Source organism: Halopenitus malekzadehii (assembly GCF_900108505.1).
In the GTDB taxonomy this organism is placed as follows: Archaea; Halobacteriota; Halobacteria; order Halobacteriales; family Haloferacaceae; genus Halopenitus; species Halopenitus malekzadehii.
This window is the reverse complement of the sequence record NZ_FNWU01000001.1, coordinates 325,654-345,440: the sequence shown is the minus strand read 5'-3', so window position 1 is coordinate 345,440 and position 19,787 is coordinate 325,654. Positions and strand designations below refer to the sequence as shown.

22 protein-coding genes are annotated in these 19,787 nt (G+C 66.6%); 7 read left to right on the top strand and 15 right to left on the bottom strand.

The annotated features are described in order from the left end of the window. The first annotated feature begins 169 nt into the window (after nt 1–169). Both BLW38_RS01810 and BLW38_RS01805 read left to right on the top strand, forming a co-directional pair. Nucleotides 170–1,552, top strand: a complete 1,383-nt coding sequence (locus BLW38_RS01810) for a DUF7094 domain-containing protein (protein ID WP_143040782.1) — start codon at nt 170–172, stop codon at nt 1,550–1,552. Nucleotides 1,553–1,592: 40 nt separating this feature from the next. Beyond that, a complete protein-coding gene (locus BLW38_RS01805) occupies nt 1,593–2,096 on the top strand; it encodes a type IV pilin (protein WP_092813454.1) in 504 nt (167 codons plus the stop codon). A gap of 103 nt (nt 2,097–2,199) precedes the next feature. Here the strand turns inward: BLW38_RS01805 and BLW38_RS01800 are convergent, their stop codons facing one another. Further along, on the bottom strand, nt 2,200–2,823 hold the full coding sequence (locus BLW38_RS01800) for a methyltransferase domain-containing protein (protein ID WP_092813451.1): 624 nt from the start codon (nt 2,821–2,823) through the stop codon (nt 2,200–2,202). A gap of 117 nt (nt 2,824–2,940) precedes the next feature. On the opposite strand from BLW38_RS01800, the gene BLW38_RS01795 reads away from it, so the two are divergent. Then, nucleotides 2,941–3,765 (top strand): DUF6663 family protein, encoded by an 825-nt coding sequence (locus BLW38_RS01795; protein WP_092813448.1) that lies wholly within the window; start codon nt 2,941–2,943, stop codon nt 3,763–3,765. 32 nt (nt 3,766–3,797) lie between these two features. Here the strand turns inward: BLW38_RS01795 and BLW38_RS01790 are convergent, their stop codons facing one another. Next, the gene (locus tag BLW38_RS01790) at nt 3,798–4,949 is read right to left on the bottom strand and encodes a PfkB family carbohydrate kinase (protein WP_177167395.1); all 1,152 of its coding nucleotides are present in this window, start codon (nt 4,947–4,949) and stop codon (nt 3,798–3,800) included. A gap of 176 nt (nt 4,950–5,125) precedes the next feature. On the opposite strand from BLW38_RS01790, the gene BLW38_RS01785 reads away from it, so the two are divergent. After that, on the top strand, nt 5,126–5,440 hold the full coding sequence (locus tag BLW38_RS01785; protein WP_092815476.1) for a DUF7536 family protein: 315 nt from the start codon (nt 5,126–5,128) through the stop codon (nt 5,438–5,440). An 89-nt stretch (nt 5,441–5,529) separates the two neighbouring features. Here BLW38_RS01785 and BLW38_RS01780 read toward each other — a convergent pair whose 3' ends face one another. Beyond that, the gene (locus BLW38_RS01780; RefSeq protein WP_092813442.1) at nt 5,530–5,829 is read right to left on the bottom strand and encodes a MarR family transcriptional regulator; all 300 of its coding nucleotides are present in this window, start codon (nt 5,827–5,829) and stop codon (nt 5,530–5,532) included. 312 nt (nt 5,830–6,141) lie between these two features. Here BLW38_RS01780 and BLW38_RS01775 point away from each other — a divergent pair, with 312 nt between their 5' ends. Both BLW38_RS01775 and BLW38_RS01770 read left to right on the top strand, forming a co-directional pair. Continuing rightward, the gene (locus BLW38_RS01775; protein WP_092813439.1) at nt 6,142–6,450 is read left to right on the top strand and encodes an EMC6-like membrane protein; all 309 of its coding nucleotides are present in this window, start codon (nt 6,142–6,144) and stop codon (nt 6,448–6,450) included. A 3-nt stretch (nt 6,451–6,453) separates the two neighbouring features. Further along, nucleotides 6,454–8,268 (top strand): ribosome biogenesis/translation initiation ATPase RLI, encoded by a 1,815-nt coding sequence (locus BLW38_RS01770; protein WP_092813436.1) that lies wholly within the window; start codon nt 6,454–6,456, stop codon nt 8,266–8,268. A gap of 48 nt (nt 8,269–8,316) precedes the next feature. Here the strand turns inward: BLW38_RS01770 and BLW38_RS01765 are convergent, their stop codons facing one another. The 11 genes from BLW38_RS01765 to BLW38_RS01715 all read right to left on the bottom strand — a co-directional run bounded on the left by BLW38_RS01765 (nt 8,317) and on the right by BLW38_RS01715 (nt 16,510). Then, entirely contained in the window at nt 8,317–9,717 is a 1,401-nt protein-coding gene (locus BLW38_RS01765; RefSeq protein ID WP_092813433.1) for a signal recognition particle protein Srp54, read from the bottom strand. 81 nt (nt 9,718–9,798) lie between these two features. After that, nucleotides 9,799–10,947 (bottom strand): signal recognition particle-docking protein FtsY, encoded by a 1,149-nt coding sequence (gene ftsY / locus BLW38_RS01760; RefSeq protein ID WP_092813430.1) that lies wholly within the window; start codon nt 10,945–10,947, stop codon nt 9,799–9,801. A gap of 79 nt (nt 10,948–11,026) precedes the next feature. Continuing rightward, a complete protein-coding gene (pfdA, locus tag BLW38_RS01755; RefSeq protein ID WP_092813427.1) occupies nt 11,027–11,482 on the bottom strand; it encodes a prefoldin subunit alpha in 456 nt (151 codons plus the stop codon). Beyond that, entirely contained in the window at nt 11,482–11,673 is a 192-nt protein-coding gene (gene rpl18a, locus BLW38_RS01750; RefSeq protein ID WP_092813424.1) for a 50S ribosomal protein L18Ae, read from the bottom strand. Before rpl18a ends, pfdA begins: the two co-directional genes overlap by 1 nt. A 63-nt stretch (nt 11,674–11,736) precedes the next feature. Then, nucleotides 11,737–12,402 (bottom strand): translation initiation factor IF-6, encoded by a 666-nt coding sequence (locus BLW38_RS01745; RefSeq protein WP_092813421.1) that lies wholly within the window; start codon nt 12,400–12,402, stop codon nt 11,737–11,739. Nucleotides 12,403–12,409: 7 nt separating this feature from the next. Continuing rightward, the gene (locus BLW38_RS01740; RefSeq protein WP_092813418.1) at nt 12,410–12,688 is read right to left on the bottom strand and encodes a 50S ribosomal protein L31e; all 279 of its coding nucleotides are present in this window, start codon (nt 12,686–12,688) and stop codon (nt 12,410–12,412) included. Between the two features lie 12 nt (nt 12,689–12,700). Further along, nucleotides 12,701–12,853 carry a 50S ribosomal protein L39e gene (locus BLW38_RS01735; RefSeq protein ID WP_092813415.1) on the bottom strand — a complete coding sequence of 51 codons (153 nt, stop codon included), beginning with the start codon at nt 12,851–12,853 and terminating at the stop codon, nt 12,701–12,703. Nucleotides 12,854–13,015: 162 nt separating this feature from the next. Next, a complete protein-coding gene (locus BLW38_RS01730) occupies nt 13,016–13,336 on the bottom strand; it encodes a DUF7853 family protein (protein ID WP_092813412.1) in 321 nt (106 codons plus the stop codon). A gap of 176 nt (nt 13,337–13,512) precedes the next feature. Beyond that, nucleotides 13,513–14,691, bottom strand: coding sequence for an acyl-CoA dehydrogenase family protein (locus BLW38_RS01725; RefSeq protein ID WP_092813410.1), 1,179 nt, complete (start codon nt 14,689–14,691; stop codon nt 13,513–13,515). A 170-nt stretch (nt 14,692–14,861) separates the two neighbouring features. After that, the gene (locus BLW38_RS01720) at nt 14,862–15,602 is read right to left on the bottom strand and encodes a type 1 glutamine amidotransferase (protein WP_092813408.1); all 741 of its coding nucleotides are present in this window, start codon (nt 15,600–15,602) and stop codon (nt 14,862–14,864) included. Nucleotides 15,603–15,718: 116 nt separating this feature from the next. Then, complete coding sequence (locus tag BLW38_RS01715; RefSeq protein ID WP_092813406.1) at nt 15,719–16,510, bottom strand: alpha/beta fold hydrolase; 792 nt, start codon at nt 16,508–16,510, stop codon at nt 15,719–15,721. Nucleotides 16,511–16,662: 152 nt separating this feature from the next. Here BLW38_RS01715 and BLW38_RS01710 point away from each other — a divergent pair, with 152 nt between their 5' ends. After that, nucleotides 16,663–16,869, top strand: a complete 207-nt coding sequence (locus BLW38_RS01710; protein ID WP_092813404.1) for a hypothetical protein — start codon at nt 16,663–16,665, stop codon at nt 16,867–16,869. A gap of 39 nt (nt 16,870–16,908) precedes the next feature. Here the strand turns inward: BLW38_RS01710 and alaS are convergent, their stop codons facing one another. Continuing rightward, nucleotides 16,909–19,710, bottom strand: coding sequence for an alanine--tRNA ligase (alaS, locus tag BLW38_RS01705; RefSeq protein ID WP_092813402.1), 2,802 nt, complete (start codon nt 19,708–19,710; stop codon nt 16,909–16,911). Nucleotides 19,711–19,787: the final 77 nt, after the last annotated feature.

Genomic DNA, 19,787 nt, shown 5'->3' with positions numbered 1-19,787 from the left:
TGGCAAAATCCTTTTCATCGGTTGATTTCCGTGCCACGACCGGTACGCGATGGCATCGATCGAGCGCCGACGGCGAAGCAGCACCGGCACGTGACGACGGGGCCAATGCCGATACGCGACGACGAAGCGATACGGGGCTTTTTATTCGATGCCGACGGATCTCCGCTCGATGAGGGCCCTCCCTGTCCTGTGTGCGGCAGCGCTGGTGGTTGCGGCCGTGATGGGACCGGCCGGTGTCGTCGGCTGGGGCGGGGGTGTCGGCACCGGGGGATCTGCCGACCCGGGCGAGTCCATAGACGAACCCACGATCGATGGCGAAGTCACGATCGGCAGCGATCGCAGTTCGGGATCGGCAGGGAACCCCGCAGCGCGAATCACCCAGACCGGGGGAATTCCACAGGCCGAATCGAACGGGACCGACGAAAACGATACCCGTATTCACGTCCTCGGTCCGCCGATCGACCGTGCGACGACGGTCTCGATCGCCCATCACGGCGCGAGCCTCGGTCCGGCAAGTCGACTCGAAACGACGGAGACGACGGCCGAGATCGGAACCGCGGAGATCATCGAACGCGTCAGCGCCGCCGAGAGCGCACGCGGACGGGAGCGGCGCCTCGTCGCCGCCAAAAACGCGATCCGGGAGGCGGAAACGACGCTCTACGAGCGACAACACCAAGCGATCGAGGCACACACGAACGGGGAGTTGACCGACCAGGAGTTCGTGATCGAGCTGGCTCGGATCTCGTCGACGGCGGAGGTCCTCCGGACGAGGCTCGAAGTCCTGAACGCGCTTGCATCGGAGACGCCGGAGACGGACCTACAAACCGAATCGCTGGCGTTCCGGCTCACCGTCTACTCCGGTCCAGTTCGAGACTACGCCGTCGAAACGCTTCGCGGCGGGGCGTCCCCCGATCGGATCGCCGTCGAGACGCACGCGGACGGGATGGTCCTCGCGGCGATCGACGGGGACCAGTACCTTCGAGAGGTGTATCGCGGCGACCGCTGGGACCGAGCCGCCGAGGGGAGCGGCCGTGACAGCCAACGGGCGCTCGACCGGACCCTCTCGGCGTATCCACGGATCGACGAGCGGAGCGGGTCGGCCGACACACTCGGGACCGGCGGCGTGACGCGGGTGACCGTCCCGTTCGACGGAGGGCGGCTCCGGACGTTCGTCAGCGCCGGGGACGGTGATATCTTCATCGAGCACCAGCAACGGGACCTCGAGACGTTCGCCGACGGCGACACGATCACGACGACACAGGACGGCATCGATCTCGTCGTCGAGCGGACGTATCCTGCCGGACCGGTTCGGGTGCAGGCGATCGACCGAACGGGCGGCGATCCGATCGCCAACGCCACCGTGACGGTCGCGATCGCTGACAACGACAGTCGCGAAGTCGGAACGACCGATCGCGACGGTGAGCTCTGGCTGCTGTCACCCGATCGACCACACCGGGTGACGGTCGTCGACGACCCACGCGTCGCGTGGATCTCCGAGATCAGGCCGACGGATCTACCCCGGGTTCCGGAACCGTCGTCCGAGAGTGAATGACCGGCCGAGGGTTTTAACCGGAAGTCGACGCAGACGGGGTATGAAACCGACCGCGGACGCCGACCCGCCAACTCGTCGGCCTAACCGATCGTCCCGTGGGTTCGCCCCGATCGGGACCGTGCTGTTGATCCTGCTCGTCACGGTCCTTGCCGGCGGATCGGCGGTGCTCGTCACGAGCGCCGTCGACCCGATGGAGCCAGCACCAACGGCGTCGGTATCGCTGTCCGTCGAGGACCGGACGGTCACCCTGAGACACCGCGGCGGTGACGCGCTCTCCATCCCGGACCTCCGGATTCGACTGCGTGTCGACGGGGAGCCGCTGGCTGACCAACCGCCCGTACCCTTCTTTTCGGCCGCCGGATTCGATCCGGGGCCGACCGGGGCATTCAACAGCGCCGGAACCACCACGCTCTCCCCCGGAGAGAGCGCGTCGTTTCGCGTCGCCGGGACCAACGATCCGGTTCCCACGCCGGGAACGACCGTTGAACTACGCATCTTCGACGGCGACCAGCCGGTGGCGAAGCTGACGACGACGGCGACGTGATCGGGGCCAGAAGGAGCGCGGTCGGGAGCCGAAGGTACGCGGTCGGGAGCGGGACGACGGTCCCGAAGACGGTGGCGACGGATCAGCTGTCGGGAGCGAGGGCTCAGCTGTCGGGGACGGTCGCAACCGTCGTAATCGCCTTCGGGCTCCCGGGTTTGGCCTGCTGAATGTGGTGCTCATAGGTCTCGTACCCGGCCCGTTCGAACATCCGGTCGGCTTCCTCGGCGTCATAAAAGAGCATGATCGCGTCGGCCAGCCGCTGTAGCAGGTGGGAGTTGGGGTAGTCCGGCCCCACGACGAGAACCGACGCGCCGGGCTTGGCGACGCGGCGGATCTCACGAAGCCCCGCCACGGGATGTGGCCAGTACTCGATGGAGCCGGAGGACCACACGGCGTCGAAGGTGTCGTCGGCGAAGGGCAGCCGTTCGGCGTCCCCGCGGTAGAAGGCGACGCGATCGCGTGTGCCGAACTTGGCGAACGCCTTCTCCATCTGGTGGACGCTCTGGTCGAGAGCGTGTACGTCGTCGGTGTGCTCGAGCAATCCCTCGGTGCCGAACCCGGTCCCGCAGCCGACGTCGAGCACGCGATCACCGGCCTCGACGTCGAGCCAGTCGAGCGCCTCCGCGCGCATTCGTTCGTCCCACACGAAGGGGTTGATCCGGTCATACACCGTCGAGAGATACTTGTAGAAGAGCCGCGCGCGGCCCTTGTCCTCCAGAAATCCCATTCGTGGCGTGGCGTTGGGGCCGCGCCCCCATAACGATGCGGATCCGGACGACGAAACGTGTTCACACCTGTAGCCCGGATCAGCCGGCTTATCCGGCAGGACCGACTGGATCGCCGTATGGAACCGACGACGTCGGGACGGTTTCGGATACAGGAGCGACGTGTCGGGGGGGATGATGACGAGTCGGCGGAGGATGACCGGTCGCCCTCGTTCACGGTCGTCGAGCTTCCGTCGGAACCGGTCGCCCCGGACGATCCGGACGCGGCCGAGGCGTACGCACCGCTGCACATCGACGGCCCGCACGCGGTCCCGACGGCTCCCCTCGAACCGGGGTACGTCGTCGACGCGACGGTCGGCTGGACGGACGGAACCGCCCGGTTCATCGAGTTTGAGATCGTCTCCCGGACGCGTCTGTACGCCGCCGACGAGGTCACCGGGATGTTCGAGGCCGCACGGGAGGCGTGGAACGGGGCCCGCGCCGCTGGGGAATCGGTGGTGTCGACGACCACCCGCGGCCAGGACGGCGATCCGAACGGGGCGTTGTACCTGTTCCCCGATGCATCCGACCGGGACACCCTGGCCGAGCTCCGGAGCGGACGGATCCCGATCGAACCGCTGATAGCGCGGGTCAACGACCGGCTCGACGACGATCGCGACAGGGCAGTGTTTCTGCTGCGGCCGACGGCCGACCCCTACGTCGCGGTGCTCGTCGCCTTTGACGACGACGGGATCCTCGCCCGGACAGTCCGGGATACCTACGATATGGGATCGGCGTTGGCCGATCGCCTCGAGCACGTCACCGACGAGACCGGCGTCTATGCGGCCGACGAAGGGACGGTCCGGACGTCCGAGAGCGACGCCGGCGACGGCCACACCGGCAGCGATGGCGGAGATGAGGACGGCGACGACCGCACCGGCGGCGACGTCGAGTCACCGCTGTAAGACACGCCGAATCGAAGGACACGCCCGGGTGTTCAGCGACGGTCGACGTCGTCGTGAGAGTCCGATCGGTCGGACTCATCGATCGTCTCCTCGATGAAGTTGGCGAGATCGGCGGCGTCACCGGTCCGATCGTGCGTGAGGTAGTACGATGCGGCCGTGTTGCCGCAGGCGAGCGCGGTCTCAGCCGGCCAGCCGGCGCCGAGGCCGACCGCGAGACCGGCGCCGAACCGGTCTCCGCCGCCGGTCCATCGGATCGGCGAGGTCGTTTCGAGGTTCCGGACCGAAACGACCGCGTCACGGTCGGCAGTCGCCATCGCGCTCCGGTCGGCCGCGTGCATCACGACGCCGGAGAGCCCGACCGCCGCACGAAGGGACCGAAGCCGTGTGTCGTCGTCGGCCGTGCTGATCTCGACCGACTCGGGATCGGCACGGGGTTCGTCTCCGGGTGGTTTCACCGGCGGGTCGAGGACCGAGGTGCACGCACGGATCTCGCGTCGGTTGGCGTTGAACACGACGTCCGCAACCGACTCGAGCGCCGACAGTGCATCAAACAGGTCCCGGATCGCGTCGGGATCGCTGTCGACGAGGTCGCCCGGATCGACGAGGACGATCCCGGGAACCGAGTCACGCCGCTCGGCGACGTGCCGAAGCATTGCGGTGGTTCCTGGAACCGACACCCAGTTGCCCCAACAGACGACGTCGGCACACAGCGGTTCATCCATCGCCTCGACGGCGGCGGATAGATCGGTCCGTCCCCACGAGCGGAGCGTCGGCGTCTCCTCGGCAAGCATCACGGTTTCGTCCGCGAACTCAAGCAGGCGGACGGTCGCGGGCTTGCCGAAGGAGTAGGTCGGGAACGGAAACGAGGACAGTTCGTCGGCGTCGAGGTGGCCGAGAAGACACACCTCCGCGCCGAGTGCGTCGGCACCGATCGCTAGGTTCACCGCCTGTCCGCCGGAATCACGGGCAGTCGGGATGAGACGAGCCGATTTGTGAGCACCCGAGGCGATCGCCTCGCCGAACCGTTTCCGGGACCGTACCACGCCCCCGGAACCGAACTCGACGCGGCAGCGGACGTCGATCGATCCGTCCGGTAGTGACGTGATCGAGACGTCGGACGGACCGTCACGGAGGCGATCCCGGAGGTCGGCGTAGACCGAAGCAGGCGATGGCCGGCGATCCATACGGCCGTCGGTTCGGGAGACGACCACTTGAGTGGATCCGATCGACGCAGTCATCGGACGGAACCGGTTGTGGGAACCGGTTATGGGAACCAGTTGCTGCTGGGAACCGACTCCGGTCAGTGGCTGTGGGGCGAGATGTCGACGGCCCTATACTCGAGCAACCGGTGGATCCGATCGTGAGCGAGGATCATCCCGATGACGCGTCGCTATCGGCCTTCTTCGTCGCCCTCGGCGTCCGCCGGAACGCCGCGATCGGCGGGATCGCCGGCCTCGTGGTTGGGGGTGGCGCATACGCGGTCCGGGTACTCGAGCTGTTCGGCCCCGTGGCGGGCACGCGCGAGTATCCGGTGTTCGGGCCGGACGGGTGGTTTCTGTTGCTCGCGTTCGTGCTGGCGGTGACGAGCGGACTGCTCGCCACGATCGGGTTGACCGTTCGGTCGGCGATCACACGGCTCCGCGAGCCAACCGAGAACCACAGCGAAGACGGGTGACGCGTCGACGAACACCGGCGTGGTGGGTGGGGTCGTCGGGGTCGGTGGGGTCGGCGGGGTCGGGATCGGAGTCGTGATGCCGAGCGGCGTCAATCCGCGTGACAGCAGGCCTCACCCTCCTCGGCGGTGGCCTCGATCCCGGGCTCGGTGAGTTCATAGAGGTTCTGTCTGGCGTCCGCAAAGTAGACGTCCTCGTCGACGACCCCGATCCGTTCGAGACGTTCGAGAGCGTATCGAACCGTCCGTGCCGAAAGCATCGATTCCTCGACGATCCCCTTCTGTGTGAGCGCTCCGTTGTACTCGAGCACCTTGAACACGAGCTTCGCGCTCGGCGGTAGGTCCTCGAGGGTTTCGGCATCGTCGAGCGCGTCCTGTTCTGTTTCAGCCATTGTTCGCCTCGAAAAAGCACATCGTGATAAAGGTTGATGCGGAACCCCGATTTCGGGGGGATGTGGGCGGATATTGGGGTGGGATTCGACGGATAAACCGGATATTGTTGCTGGTACGATGGCGTGGATCCGGACGTGAACTGACCGGGCAGTCAGCGATATGGCTCGCGCGCGCTCGAGATGTCGTCCCGAGAACCGTCGGAACCACTGGGACGTCGGCGGGCGAGTCCGGGTGACCCGCCGACACCGACCGGCGATCGGCAGTCGTACGGGAACGAACGCCTTTTCACCGCCGCCAGCGGACGCGTACGTATGAGCGACGACTCGGGGATCACGGGCCACGCTCGCAGCGTGGTCGTCACGACCATCGCCTGTCTGGCCGGAATCGGTGCCGGAATCGCGTCGGCCAGCTACGTCGGGACGGCCCCAGCCGATGCCGGATCGACGACGGCATTGTTCGTTCTGGCCGGGTTCGTGGCCGTTCAGTTCCCGATCCTGAAGGTTGTCGGCGTCGACGTCACCGACTTCGGCGTGAAGGATACGCTCTACGTGGCGTTCATGACGTTCACGCTGTGGTTCATCTCGTATGCGGTCCTCCTCAACTCGGGGGTGCAACTGTAACCGATGGCCGACGACAGCATCGCGGTCGTCGACCTCGACCGCTGCCAGCCGGACCGGTGTAACTACGAGTGTATGAACTACTGCCCGCCGAACAGAACGGGCAAGGAGTGTATCACGCTGCGTGGGGAGGACGCCGACGACGGCGATCCCGACCAGGTCCACATCTCCGAGGAGATCTGTCTCGGCGAGACGTGCGGTATCTGCGTCGAGAAGTGTCCCTTCGACGCGATCGAGATCATCAACCTCCCGTCCGAGCTCTCGGAGGACCCCGTCCACCGATACGGCGAGAACGCCTTCTCGCTGTACGGCCTGCCGGTTCCGGAGCCGGGTTCAGTGACGGGGATCCTGGGTCCGAACGGGATCGGGAAATCGACCGCCGTTCACGCGCTCGCCGGCGAATTGACCCCGAACCTGGGTCGGCACGGCGACGAACCGGACTGGGAAGCCGTCATCGACCGGTTCCGCGGCACCGAGCTCCAGACCTACCTCGAGACGCTCCGAGAGGGGTCGATCTCGGTCGCGCGAAAGCCCCAGTACGTCGACCAGATCCCGAAACAGTTCGACGGCAACACCCGCGACCTGCTCGAACACACCGACGAGCGGGGGGCACTCGATGAACTCATCGACCGGCTCAACATCCGACCGGTGATGGACCAGGACATCGACTCGATCTCCGGCGGCGAGCTCCAGCGGGTGGCGATCGCCGCCTGTCTGGCTCGGGACGCCGACTTCTACTTCCTCGATGAGATCACGCCCTATCTCGACATCGGCCAGCGGATGACCGCTGCCCGACTCATCCGGGAGCTCGCCGAGGACGACGACCGGTCGATGCTGGTCGTCGAACACGACCTCGCGATCCTCGACCTGCTTGCGGACACCCTCCACGTCGCCTACGGCGAACCCGGTGCCTACGGCGTGATCACCGATCCGAAGTCCGTCAGAAACGGGATCAACGAGTACCTGGAGGGATATCTCGACAACGAGAACATGCGAATCCGGCCCGACTCGATCACCTTCGAGGAGCACGCGCCTCGCGTCTCCTCGAAGGAAACCGCGCTCGTGGAGTACCCGGATCTCCGGAAGTCCTACGGCGAGGGCGAGTTCTCCCTCGAAGTCGAGGGCGGAACCATCTACGAGTCGGAGGTCCTCGGGATCGTCGGTCCGAACGGGATCGGCAAGTCGACGCTCGCGAAGCTGTTCGCCGGATCGCTCGAACCCGACGAGGGATCCCTGGAGTTCGCGCTCGACATCGCCTACAAGCCGCAGTACATCGAGATCGACCAGCCGATCCGGGTCGACGCGTTCCTCTCGTCGATCACCGACCGGGTCGGAACCTCCTACTGGAACACGGAGATCGCCGAGCCGCTCCAGCTCGGCCGGATCATGGAACAGAACCTCACGGACCTGTCGGGCGGCGAGCGCCAGCGCGTCGCCATCGCCGCGTGCCTCTCGGAGGACGCCGACCTGTACGTGCTCGACGAACCCTCCGCACACCTCGACGTCGAACAGCGCGTGCAGGCGACCTCGGCGATCCGTCGCTACGCCGAGAACCACGACGCGACCGTTCTCGTCATCGACCACGACATCTACGTGGTCGACCTGCTCGCGGACCGGCTGATGGTCTTCGACGGCGAGCCGGCCGATCACGGTCACGCGACGCCCCCACAGGAGATGCGCGCGGGGATGAACGATTTCCTGGCGAACCTGGACATCACGTTCCGGCGCGACGAACGAACCGGTCGGCCACGCATCAACAAACCCGAGTCGCAGAAGGACCGCGAACAGAAACGGACCGGCGAGTACTACTACACCGCGTAGTCGAGCGAGCGGCCGCCCCCGATCGACGTACGGTGCTCGGGACGGGAGTCAGCCGAACGGGCCCTTGCCGCCGCCCATCATCCCGCCGAGGCCGCCGCCACCGCCGCCCTGTTCAAGCTTCTTCATCATCCGCTGCATATCTCCGTCGCCCATCCCCTGGAACTGTGAGATGGTCTGATCCATCATCTTGTGCTGTTCGAGCAGTTCCCGGACCGTCTCCTCCTCGATGCCGGAGCCACGGACGATCCGCTCGACACGTGACTGGCCGATGACCCGCGGGTTCTCGAGTTCCTCGTCGGTCATCGAGTCCATCGCCACCTCGAAATCCCGCATCCGGTTTTGGGTGACGTCCATGGCGTCGTCGGGCAGTTGGTCCATCATCCCGCCACCCATCCCGGGGATCATGTCCATCACTTGGTCGAGGGGCCCCATCTTGTTCATCGTCTCCATCTGCTTTTGCATGTCCTTCAGGGTGAAACTCCCCTCAAGCAGGTCCTCGGGGTCCCAGTCCTCGTCATCATCGCCGGTTTCGGCCATCGCGCGTTCGACGCGCTCGGAGAGCTGCTTGAGATCGCCCATTCCGAGCAGCCGGGAGATGAACCCGGAGGGTTCGAACCGTTCGATGTCCTGAACCGTCTCGCCGGTCCCGAGGAAGGCGATGGAGGAGTCGGTTTCGTTGACCGCGGTGAGCGCCCCGCCACCCTTGGCGGTTCCGTCCAGCTTGGTGATGACGACGCCCTCGATCCCGATCGACTGCTCGAACTGGCTCGCCTGCTCCTTGGCGCCCTGGCCGATCGCCGCGTCGAGCACCAGCAGCGACCGGTCCGGGTCGACGGCGGTCTCGATCGCCTCGATTTCCGCGATGAGGTCGTCCTCGAGCGCGTGGCGGCCGGCGGTGTCGACGATGTGGACGTCGGCGTCGGCCGTCTCCTCGAGCCCGTCGCGGGCGATCTGAACGGGATCCTCCGCATCGGGATCGCCGTAGAACTCGACCTCCGCCCGCTCGCACATCTGCTTCGCCTGGTCGTAGGCGCCGGGGCGGAAGGTGTCCGTCTGGATCACCGCGGGACGGAGTCCCTTCTTCGAGAACCACCAGGCCATCTTGGCCGCGGAGGTCGTCTTCCCCGACCCCTGCAGGCCCGCAAGCAGGATCGTCTGTGACTCGAGGGGTAACTCGGTCGAATCACCCACCAGGTCCACGAGCTCCTCGTAGACGATCTTGAGGACGTGGTCGCGGGCGGTCGTTCCGCCGGGCGGCTCCTCCTCGAGCGCCCGGGATTCGATCGCGTCCGATAGCTCCATCACGAGCGAGACGTCGACGTCGGCCGACAGCAGCGACCGTTGGATCTCCTTGACGATCGCCTCGACGTCGTCCTCGCTCAGCCGGGATTTCCCTTGCAGCGTATCGAGCGTGCCGCGAAGGGAGCTCCCGAGATCGTCGAGTACCATTTGTCACCAGTAGGGGACCCGAACGCTAAAGGCTTTGTTCGTCGCGGTCGCGATGGGGACGTCCGCCGAGAACGGACCCGGCTACGACTCGTCGGCGCCGAGGAGCTGGTCGACCAGCCGCTCGGGGTCGAACCGCTCGATGTCGTCGTACCCCTGCCCGGTGCCCAGAAAGAGGATCGGCTTGCCGGTGACGTACGCGATGGAGATCGCCGCCCCTCCCGAGGAGTCGGCGTCGGCCTTGGTGAGAATGGCGCCGTCGATCGCGGCCGCCTCGTTGAACTGCTCGGCGCGCGTGACTGCGTCCTGACCCGCGACCGCCTCGTCGACGAACAGCGTGAGGTCGGGGTCGACGACGCGGTCGATCTTCTCGAGTTGGGCCATCAGGTCGTCGGAGGTGTGGAGCCGGCCGGCCGTGTCGCCGAGGACGACGTCGACGTCGTTGGCCTTCGCGTACTCGAGGCCGTCGTAGATCACGGCCGCCGGATCGCCGCCCTGCTCGTGGCTGATGATCTTGCGGTCGAGCCGGTCTGCGTGCTCGCGTATCTGTTCGTTCGCGCCGGCGCGGTAGGTGTCGCCGTTGGCCAACACCGACGAATAGCCGTGGTCGGCGAGCCACTCCGAGAGCTTCGCGATCGAGGTGGTCTTGCCGACGCCGTTGACGCCGGTGAAGACGATGGTGACGGGTTTGTCCGCGTTCGCGATCCGCTCCTCGAAGTCGAACTGCCCGACCGCGATCACGTCCAACAACGCGTCGTGGAGCGCCTCCTCGACGAGCTCGCCGGTCGTTTCGACCTGCTTGCGCGTCTCGCCGAGCATCGTCTCGCGAACGGTGTCGAGGATCGCCTCGGCGACGCTCATCTCGACGTCGCTTTCGAGGAGGGCCATCTCGAGGTTCCACAGCGGGTCCTCGAGGTCCTCCTCCTCGATGATGATGCGGCCGGTCGCGAACGCCTTCGCGCGCTGGAGGGTGCTCGGCTCCGAGCCGTCGTCGGCGGCTGCATCCGTTTCGGCCGGCGAGTCGTCGTCCGGGTCGCCCGGAGCGCCGCCAGTCCCGCGATCAGCCGACTCCGTCGCCGGTTCGGCCGACGCGGCGCCGGGATCGGCGGCGTCCGAGTCCGTTCCGGACGCATCGTCGGGTGCGTCGTCGGTCGCATCCGGGTCCTGCTCGTCGGTCGTCTCCTCGACGTCCTTGCGGAAGTCGTTCAGTTTGTCCTTCAGTCCGTCAAACACGATGATCGCTCCTGAATGGTCGCCGTCGGTCGTCGATCAGCACCTGCAGCTGCCCGCCTACGTGGGGTCGGGAGCGTGATTACTCGTCGTCGGCCTGCTGCTGCAGCTGCTGCATCTGCTGTTGCTGCATCTGCTGTTGCATCTGCTGGGCCTGCTGTTCGAGCTCGCTGCTTTCGTCCTCGAGCTCGTCGATCTCCGCCTGGGTCTCCTCGATGCGGTCGTCGAGGGCGTCCTGTTTGGTTCGCAGGGACTCGATCGCGTCCGTCTGTTCCTGTTCGGCCGCGTAGTTGCCGCCGAGGGAGACGACGATCTCGTCGATGTCCTGAACCTCCGCACGGACGTGAGCGCCGCCGCCGAGGGGGACCTGGATCGTCGATCCGGTCTCGAGGGTCTCGATCGCCTCGATCGCCTCGTCGATCCCCTGCTGCTCCTGGCGGTAGGCGTTGACCTCGCCCTCGAGCGCCTCGATCTGTTCTTCAAGCGCCTGCAGTTCCTGGGAGAGCTGCTGGAGTTCCTGCTGTCCGCCGCCACCCATCATGCTGCGGCCTCCTCGGCTTCGGCGACCGACTCGAGGTCGATCTTGGGTCGCTTGACGCCGTGCTGGCTGCCGACCTGGGAGTAGATTCGGTCACGGGCGACGTTCTCGTTGGGCGCCTCGACCGTCTTGGTGAACTCCTGGTGGCCGTAGCGCGTCTGGAACCGTCCGCTAACCGTGAAGTGACTCATATCCCCGAATCCGGGAGGGACAGGGAAGTATCTTCCTAAAGGATGCCGACGGCAAGACCGTCGTCAGTCGATGAAGCCGAGCGTGTCCTCGATGCGGCCAAGCTCCGGACCGGTCGTATCCTCTCCGACCACGTAGCCCGTGTCGTTGGCGACGAGCCCGGAACCGACGAGCGGGCCGCCGTAGTTGATCGTCCCGAGATCGGCGTAGACGTCGAGGTGCTCCTCGATCGCCTCGAGTTCGGGTTCACGGGACTGGGGGTGACACAGCGCGCCCGTGTTGTTCGCGACGGCCGCCGTTCCCACGGTCCGGACGTCGGCGAGGTCGCCGCGCTGGACGGGGACCTCGAGGGTCTCCCGGACCAGCTGGACGGCCTCCCGATCGAGGTCCGGGTGGACGTACGCGCCGTAGTCGTTCGCGAGGATCACGTTGCCGGCGGCGTTGAGCGTGCCGGGGAGTTCACGGACCTCACGGTCGGCGGTCTCCTCGATGCGCCGCATCTCGCGGTCGGTGGTCCGCGGGGAGACGACGATGCCGTTCTCGTTGCCGGTTGCGAGCGCACCGACGGTGTTCGACCCGCCGACCGTGGTCGCGACGGCCGTCGCGCCGAGTTCCGTTTCGAGATCCGCCTGCAGGTCGTCGTCGATGTCCGGTCGTACCAGGAGGACGTCGTCCGTGACCCGTGCGAACACGCCGACGTACGACGACCCGACGAAGGACGTCCGTAGCACGAAACGGTTACTCCGCGTGCTCTGCTTCGACGATCGGCTCCTCGTCCTCGACGAACCGGGCGGCGCGGACGCGGAGATCGCTCGGCGGGTTCTGTCGGCCATTGGCCCAAACCGCCTCGTTGATGTTCGGATCCAGGCGGACCTCGTCCTCCTCGACCGAGAAGTGTTGTGCGAGATGCGACCGAACCGTTCGCATCGCGTAGTCGGCTCGCTTCTGGACCGGCTTGTCCGAGATGCCGCCGATCGGGACCGTGATGACGCGTTCCTCGAAGTCGTTGGTGCTCATTCGTATGGATCCTTACTCGTCGAGGTCGCTTCGCCGCCAGTTGCGCCGCTTCGGGTTGCGGGTGACGTTCATATCGGTCTTCATCATAACCCACGAGGGGACACGCTGGTTCTGGCGCTCCTTTTTGGCCAGACGCTTCTTCTTGGCCTTCGATTTCTTACCCATAGTGGCCCGTACTTTCCGCGGCGTCGTTAAAACCTCTTCCATCCGACCCGGCCGGTTTCGTCCACCCGATCCGATCGGTCCCGTCAATCCGAACCGACAGGTTCCCCATCGAACCAGCCGGTCGGGAGACACGATCGAGCAGCCACCGGTCGACGTCGCCGGTCACGGTGCCGTCGACGTCGACGTCGGGTCCGCCGGGTCGATGGCAGCGGTGACCGCCCGCAATGCCTCTCGACCCGGAGCCCGGTCACGCAGCGGTGCGTCGCCGAGATAGACCACCAACGCGTCACGCAGCGCCGAGAGCTCGGCCGCCTTGAACGGGTCGTCGTCCTCGAGCTTCTCCAACAACCGACACTCGATCGGCCGCGCTTCACCCGCCTCGGTCGCCTCGCGCCCCGAGCGGACGAGCGCTGCGTGTGCAACCCACGATCCCTCCCGGGACAGGTCGAGCGTCGTCGGTCCCTTGCGGGCTGACGTCGTCATCGTGAGTCGCTATTTCATCCGGGGATAAAAGTATGCGTCTCATTACCACATCCGAACGACGGAATCGGTGGGTATCCCGTCGGGAACGTGCAGCCCGAAACGGAGGGGCAGCGACGGAATAGTTCGACCGTATCGGGGAGAAACCCCATCGATCGTGGACGCGTCACTCGAACACGTCACTCGAACGCCGCGATTCCGGTGAGGTCCTGGCCCAGGATGAGCGTGTGGATGTCGTGGGTTCCCTCGTAGGTGTAGACGGTCTCGAGGTTGGCGAGATGGCGCATCGGCGAGTAGTCCGTGGTGATCCCGTTGCCGCCGAGCATCTCGCGGGCGACCCGGGACTGCTCGCGGGCCATCCGGACGTTGTTCCGTTTCGCCATCGAGACGTGCTGGGGACGGAGGTCGCTGCGTTCCTTCAGCTCGGCGAGCCGATGGGCGAGCAGCTGGCTCGTCGTGATCTCGGTCGCCATCTCGGCCAGCTTCTCCTGTTGGAGCTGGAACCGGGCGATCGGGCCGCCGAACTGCTCGCGATCGGTGGCGTACTCCCGGGCCGTTTCGAAGCAGTCGCGGGCCGCGCCGACGGCGCCCCAGGCGATGCCGTACCGGGCCTGCGTGAGACACGACAGCGGTCCCTTCATCCCGTCGACGCCCGGGAGGACGCTCGATTCGGGCACACGGACGTTCTGGAGCCCGATCTCGCCGGTGATCGACGCCCGCAGCGACAGCTTCTCCGTGATCTCGTTCGTCGTCACGCCGTCCCGGTCGGTCTCGACGAGGAAGCCTCGAACCGGACCGTCATCGTCGGCGTCGCCGGCCGCGGAGCGATCCCTGGCCCAGACGACGGCGACGTCAGCGATGGGAGAGTTCGTGATCCACGTCTTCGAGCCGTTGAGCACGTACTCGTCGCCGTCCCGTTCGGCATACGTTTCCATCCTCGAGGGGTTCGACCCGTGTTCGGGTTCGGTAAGCCCGAAACAACCCACCGCCTGGCCGGTGCCGAGGTCGGGGAGCCACTCCTCCTTCTGGTCCTCGCTACCGAAGGCGTGGATGGGATACATCACGAGCGCCCCCTGAACGCTGGCCATCGATCGCAGCCCCGAATCGCCCGCTTCGAGCTCCTGCATCAACAGTCCATAGGCCGTCTCGGAGACGTTCGGCGACCCGTAGCCCTCCAGGTTCGGGGCGTAAAACCCCAACTCACCCATCTCGGGGATGAGCTCCGTCGGGAACGTCCCCGCCTCGAAGTGGTCGCCGATCGTCGGCCGGACGTTCTCGTCGACGAACCGACGCGCCGTGTCCCGGATCATCCGCTCCTCCTCGGTCAGGTCGTCCTCGAGACCCACGTAATCGAGCATTGGTCGATCCGACGTGGACGACGGCAAAAGATGTTTGCAAACGGGTCACACCCGCGTGGCGGTGCGCCGGCCGGGCAACGTCTCCGGGTTCGGAGTCCCGCCGCTGGCGTTTCGATCGTGATCGTCGGTCTAGTGGCGACGATACGGAGTCAACGGTTGGAGTCGACGGTTCAGTCGTCGGCGCGGGGTTCGGCCACTGCGCGATCAGGTGCCGAACCGTCCGCAGTGAGTCCCGAAACGTCCCGAACGTACTCGGTGAAGTTCCGGAACACCTGCTTGACCTCGCAGGCCGCCGCGTAGTTCTCCGGCGTTATCCCCGCGATCGCGGCGTCGACGCGAGCGTCCCCGATCCGATCGCGTTTGCCGTCGGCGACGTCCGCGGCCGTCTCCATATCGTACTCGGGGTGGAACTGCAGCCCCCAGTTGTGGCCGTCGCGGAAGGCGTGGATGCCGTACTCGTTCTCCGCGAGCAGTTCCGCTCCCGGCGGAAGCTCGACGACGGCGTCGCCGTGGGAGGTGAACACGGTGAACTCCTCGTCGATGCCCGCGAACAGCTCGTCGCCGTGGTGGGTGATCTCCGAGTAGCCAAGTTCGAAGTCGTCCATCCCGGCGACCCGTCCACCGAGCGCTTCAGCGAGCACCTGATGCCCGTAACAGACGCCGAGCGTCGGGATCCCGCGGTCGGTTGCCGTGGCGACGTACTCGATGAGCGGCGGGATCCACTCCTCGTCCCAGTACACCGACGACCGGGAGCCGGTGATGACGAGGGCGTCGAAGTCGTATCCGTTCGGGAGCTCACCCGTTGCGGCGTGGAACTCGACGAGAGCCGCGTCGAGCTCCCGGCGGAAGTTCCGACGGGTGTTCGCGGCGTCGTGGGCCGCGTTGAGCAGGGCGATGCGGGGTCGTGCCATCGTGCGTGGATAGCCGTCTGGGTGTAAAAACGGTTGTGCCCCTCGCGATCGCTGCCGCGACTCCCGACGCGGGATCGATCACGCGAGATCGGTCGACTTCACGCGAGATCGGTCGGCTACGCATCGACGTCGCGATCGGCGTGATCGACGAGCCAGCCGAGGAGCGCGTCGTTGAGCGCACCCGATGCCTCGATCCCGGCGAAGTGACCGACGTCCTCCATCGGCCGAAACGTCCCCCGCGGCAATCCATCAGCGAGCCGTTGACCCTGATCGGGAGAACAGATCGTGTCCCCGGTCCCGTGAACGACGAGCGTCGGGGTGGTGAGTTCATGGAGCCGGTCGGAAAGATCGACGTCGGCCAACGCGGCACGATGGGCGGCGACCGTGTCCGGGGACGCGTCCTCCGCGGTCCGCCACTCGACGATCCGCTCGACGTCGTCGGGATGATCACGCCGGAAGGCGTCCGACAGGATCGCGGTCGTGGCCGCTTCGACCGCGGTCCGGTCGGCCGGATCGGCCCACAGCCGGTCGATGTCGAACGCGTCGCCGCACGTCGGCGTCCCGATCAGAACGAGGCTCCGTACGCGCGTCGAATCCATCGCCGTCGCCATCGCGACCAGGCCGCCGAGTCCGTAGCCGGCGAGATGTGCCGACCGTATCCCGGCGTCGGCGAGGACGGCCGTAACGTCGTCCGTCAGATCGTTGATCGTGTAGGGACCGGTCGGCGCGTCGGAGCGACCGATCCCGCGCGGCTCGGGTGTGATCGCCGAATACGGGCCGGCGACCGCGCCGTGTTGCCAGGCGAACTGCCACGCACCGAGCCCGATGTCGCCGACGAAGACGACCGCGGGGCCGGAACCATCGATCGCATACCGGATGGAGACGGAATCGTGTACGGCGTATGCCACGTCTCCGGATCGTCACGCGGGCGTGTTGACCGTTCCGGTGGCGGGTCAGCGGCAGGTCCGACGATAGGCGGGTGATACGTCGACGGAGGGGGCCGCAACACGATTCGACGGATCGATAGGTTCATTGATACCACTCAACATATCGCCAACGTATGCCACAGTGTGCCCGGTGTGAGCAGGAGCTCGAGGCGAACTCGGGGCTGCTCACGCGGCTCGGTATCGGCAGCCTGGACGGGTACGAGTGCTCGAAGTGCGGAACGTTGCTGTGTTCGAACTGCTTCAACGAGCGAACGCTCGAGCTCGCCGGGTCGACACACGATCGCTGCCCGGCCTGCGACGGGACGCTGCGCAAACGCTGACTCGCGATCAGGAGTTGCGGTCCCCCGCCGACCGCCTACTCAGGCCCGCCGGAGCGATCGAACGGTCTCGCCGGCCGCCTCGAGCGCGTCGTCGAGCGCGTCGACGTCCGGGCCGCCCCCCTGGGCGAAGTCCGGCGGCCCGCCGCCACCGCCGCCGACTTGCTGTGCCAGCCGGCTGACGATCTCCCCGGCGTTGACGTCCACGTCGTCGGGAACTCCGACGACGAACTGGGCGGAACCGTCGTGTCCCGATCCCAGTACCGCGACCGTCCCCTCCTCGACCATCGCGTTCGCGGTGGCACGCAGTTCCTCCGAGTCCGCATCGAGTCGCTGGACGACGACCGTCACGCCGTCGAGCTCGATCTCCTCGGCGTCGTCGGCACCCGAGGCACGGGCCGCCGCCAGCTCGTCGGTGAGCCGGTCGATCTCCTTGCCCCGTTCCTTCCACTCCTGGAAGAACCGTTCGGCCGTGTCCGGCACGTCGAGCGGGTCGACGTCGAGGACGTCGGCGGCGTCATACAGGGCGTCCTCGGTCCGTTGGGTCGCCTCCAGCGCCGCGGTTCCCGCGGCAAAGACGAGACGCTCGACGCCGTCCTGGACCGGCTCCGTCTTGAGCACCTTCACGGCCCCGATGTCACCGGTTCGTCCCACATGCGTTCCCGCGCACGCTTGCACGTCCGCGTCACCGACGTGGATCAGGCGAACGTTCGTTCCCGGCGGGATCCCGCCCTGATAGAGGTCGAACCCGTGTTCAGCCTCGGCCTCGTGGCGGTGGGGCCACTCCTGGTCGACCGGCAGGTTCTCCATCACGAGATCGTTGGCAACGCGCTCGATCGCCGTCACCTCCTCACGGGAGATCCGCTCGTAGTGGCGGACGTCGAGCCGCGACGAGTCGAGTCCTTTCTGGGCACCGGCCTGCCGAACGTGATCGCCGAGCACCTCGCGAGCGGCGTGGCCGATGAGGTGGGTGGCCGTGTGATGGCGCATCAACCGGCGGCGACGTTCCCCGTCGATCTGTCCGCGGACGAACTCCCCCGTTCCCGGGTCGCCGTCGGTGCGGTGCAGGACGACGCCGTCGGCCTCCTGGACGTCGGTCACCTCGACGGTCGTCTCGCCGGCGGTCAGGCTGCCGTGGTCGGCGGGCTGGCCCCCGCCCTCGGGGTAGAACATCGTCTGGTCGAGGACGACGTCGTAGACGTCATCGTCGGTCGTCTCCCCGTCGTCCGCCTCGACCTCGAAGACGTCGAGGACGACCGCCTCGAACTCCAGCCGGTCCTGGTCGTCGTAATACAGCTTCTCCGTCTCGGGCAGGTCCGCGAGCCGGTCGTCACGCTCACCCGTCTCCTCGTCGGTGACTTCCTCGTGTCTGTCCGCCACGAGCCCGTAGAAGTCGTCGGGGACGTCCACGGTCGCGCCGCGCTCCGCGGCGATGTCGGCGACCATATCGGGCTGGATCCCGTGGGAGTCGTACATCTCGATGAGCGTCTCGGTGGGGATCGCTTCGCCGGTGCCGGCGTATTCGTCGGCGATCGATTCGACCTTCCGGGCGCCGCGGTCGAGCGTTTTCCGGTACTTTCGCTCCTCGGTCCGGACGATGTCGCGGATCGTGTCGCGGTTCTCGTAGCCGAGCCGCTCGGCCTGCATATCGACCAGCTCGTCGAGCGGAGCGTCGACGCCGACCGTGTCCACGAGCCGCTTGGTGCGTCGGAGCACCATCCGGGCGAGGTAGCCGGTCCCGACGTTCGAGGGGACGATCCCGTCGCCGAACATGTACGCGAGCGTCCGGGAGTGGTCGGCGATCGCGTAGATGTCCTCGAGCGGTTCGAGGAGGTCGCGCAGCTCGTCGACGTCGACGTCGAGCTTCGCGGCGATGTCGCCGCGGGCGGCCTCCATATCGTCGACGTCGTCGATGTCGAGCCGGCCGGCGAGTTTCGCCGCCCGGTTGACGATCGCCTGCTCCTCCTCGGAGTAGTCGATCCCGGCGTGCTCCTTGAGGAACTCGATGGCGTCGGGATAGATCGCTTCGTAGACCGTGGCCGTCCCCTGGCTCATCCAGGTCCAGCGCTCGAGGCCGTACCCGGTGTCCACGATGTAGGTGTCCATATAGGAGTAGGTGTTCCCGTCCTTGAGCTCGTAGTCGCCGTCGGGGTCCTGCTCCATACACATAAAGACGAGCGTGGCCAGCTCCGCACCCTTGTAGATGACCTCGATCGCCGGGCCCGCGTTGCCGCCGCCGACCCAGGGATCCTCGATGTAGGTGATCTCCTCGAGGGTCGCACCCATCGACTCGAAGAACTCGTCACAGTACCTGACCGTCTCGTCCTTCCAGTAGACCTCGCCCTCGTAGGCGTACTCCTCGTCGGCGTCCTCCCGGACGTTGAACGCGTGGTGGGCCATCATCTCGAAGGCCATCGTGTGCCGACCCGTCTTGCCGACGTTGTCGATGTCCTGCATCCGGATGCAGGGCTGGGAGACCGCAAGCGGGTTCGCCGGCGGCGGCGTCTTGCCGGAGGTCACCAGCGGCTGGAAGTCGTAGATCGACGCCTGCGTCAACAGGACGTCGTCGCGCCAGCGGTTCGCCGCGACCGGATAGGGGTCGATCCGCTCGTGGTCGTGGTCCTCGAAGAAGGAGAGGAATGCCTCCCGCATCTCCTCGAGCGTGTACGCCTCGTCGAACCCGGGGTCGCCGATGAAGCTGTAGTCCGCACACGGCGGTTCGCCACACGTCGTTCGGTCCGGATCGCGCGTCCAGAAGTGGACGCCACAGGAGGAACACTCCCGTCGGTGAAAGCCCTCCTCCTCGAAATAGTCGAGGCGATATTCGGCTTCGAGCGTGCTCATTACCGTTGTGTGGCTGGCGTTCGGCCAAAAGGGTTCCGGGGTCGGTCGATCCGTCGCTACTGCGGGATCGGGCCCGC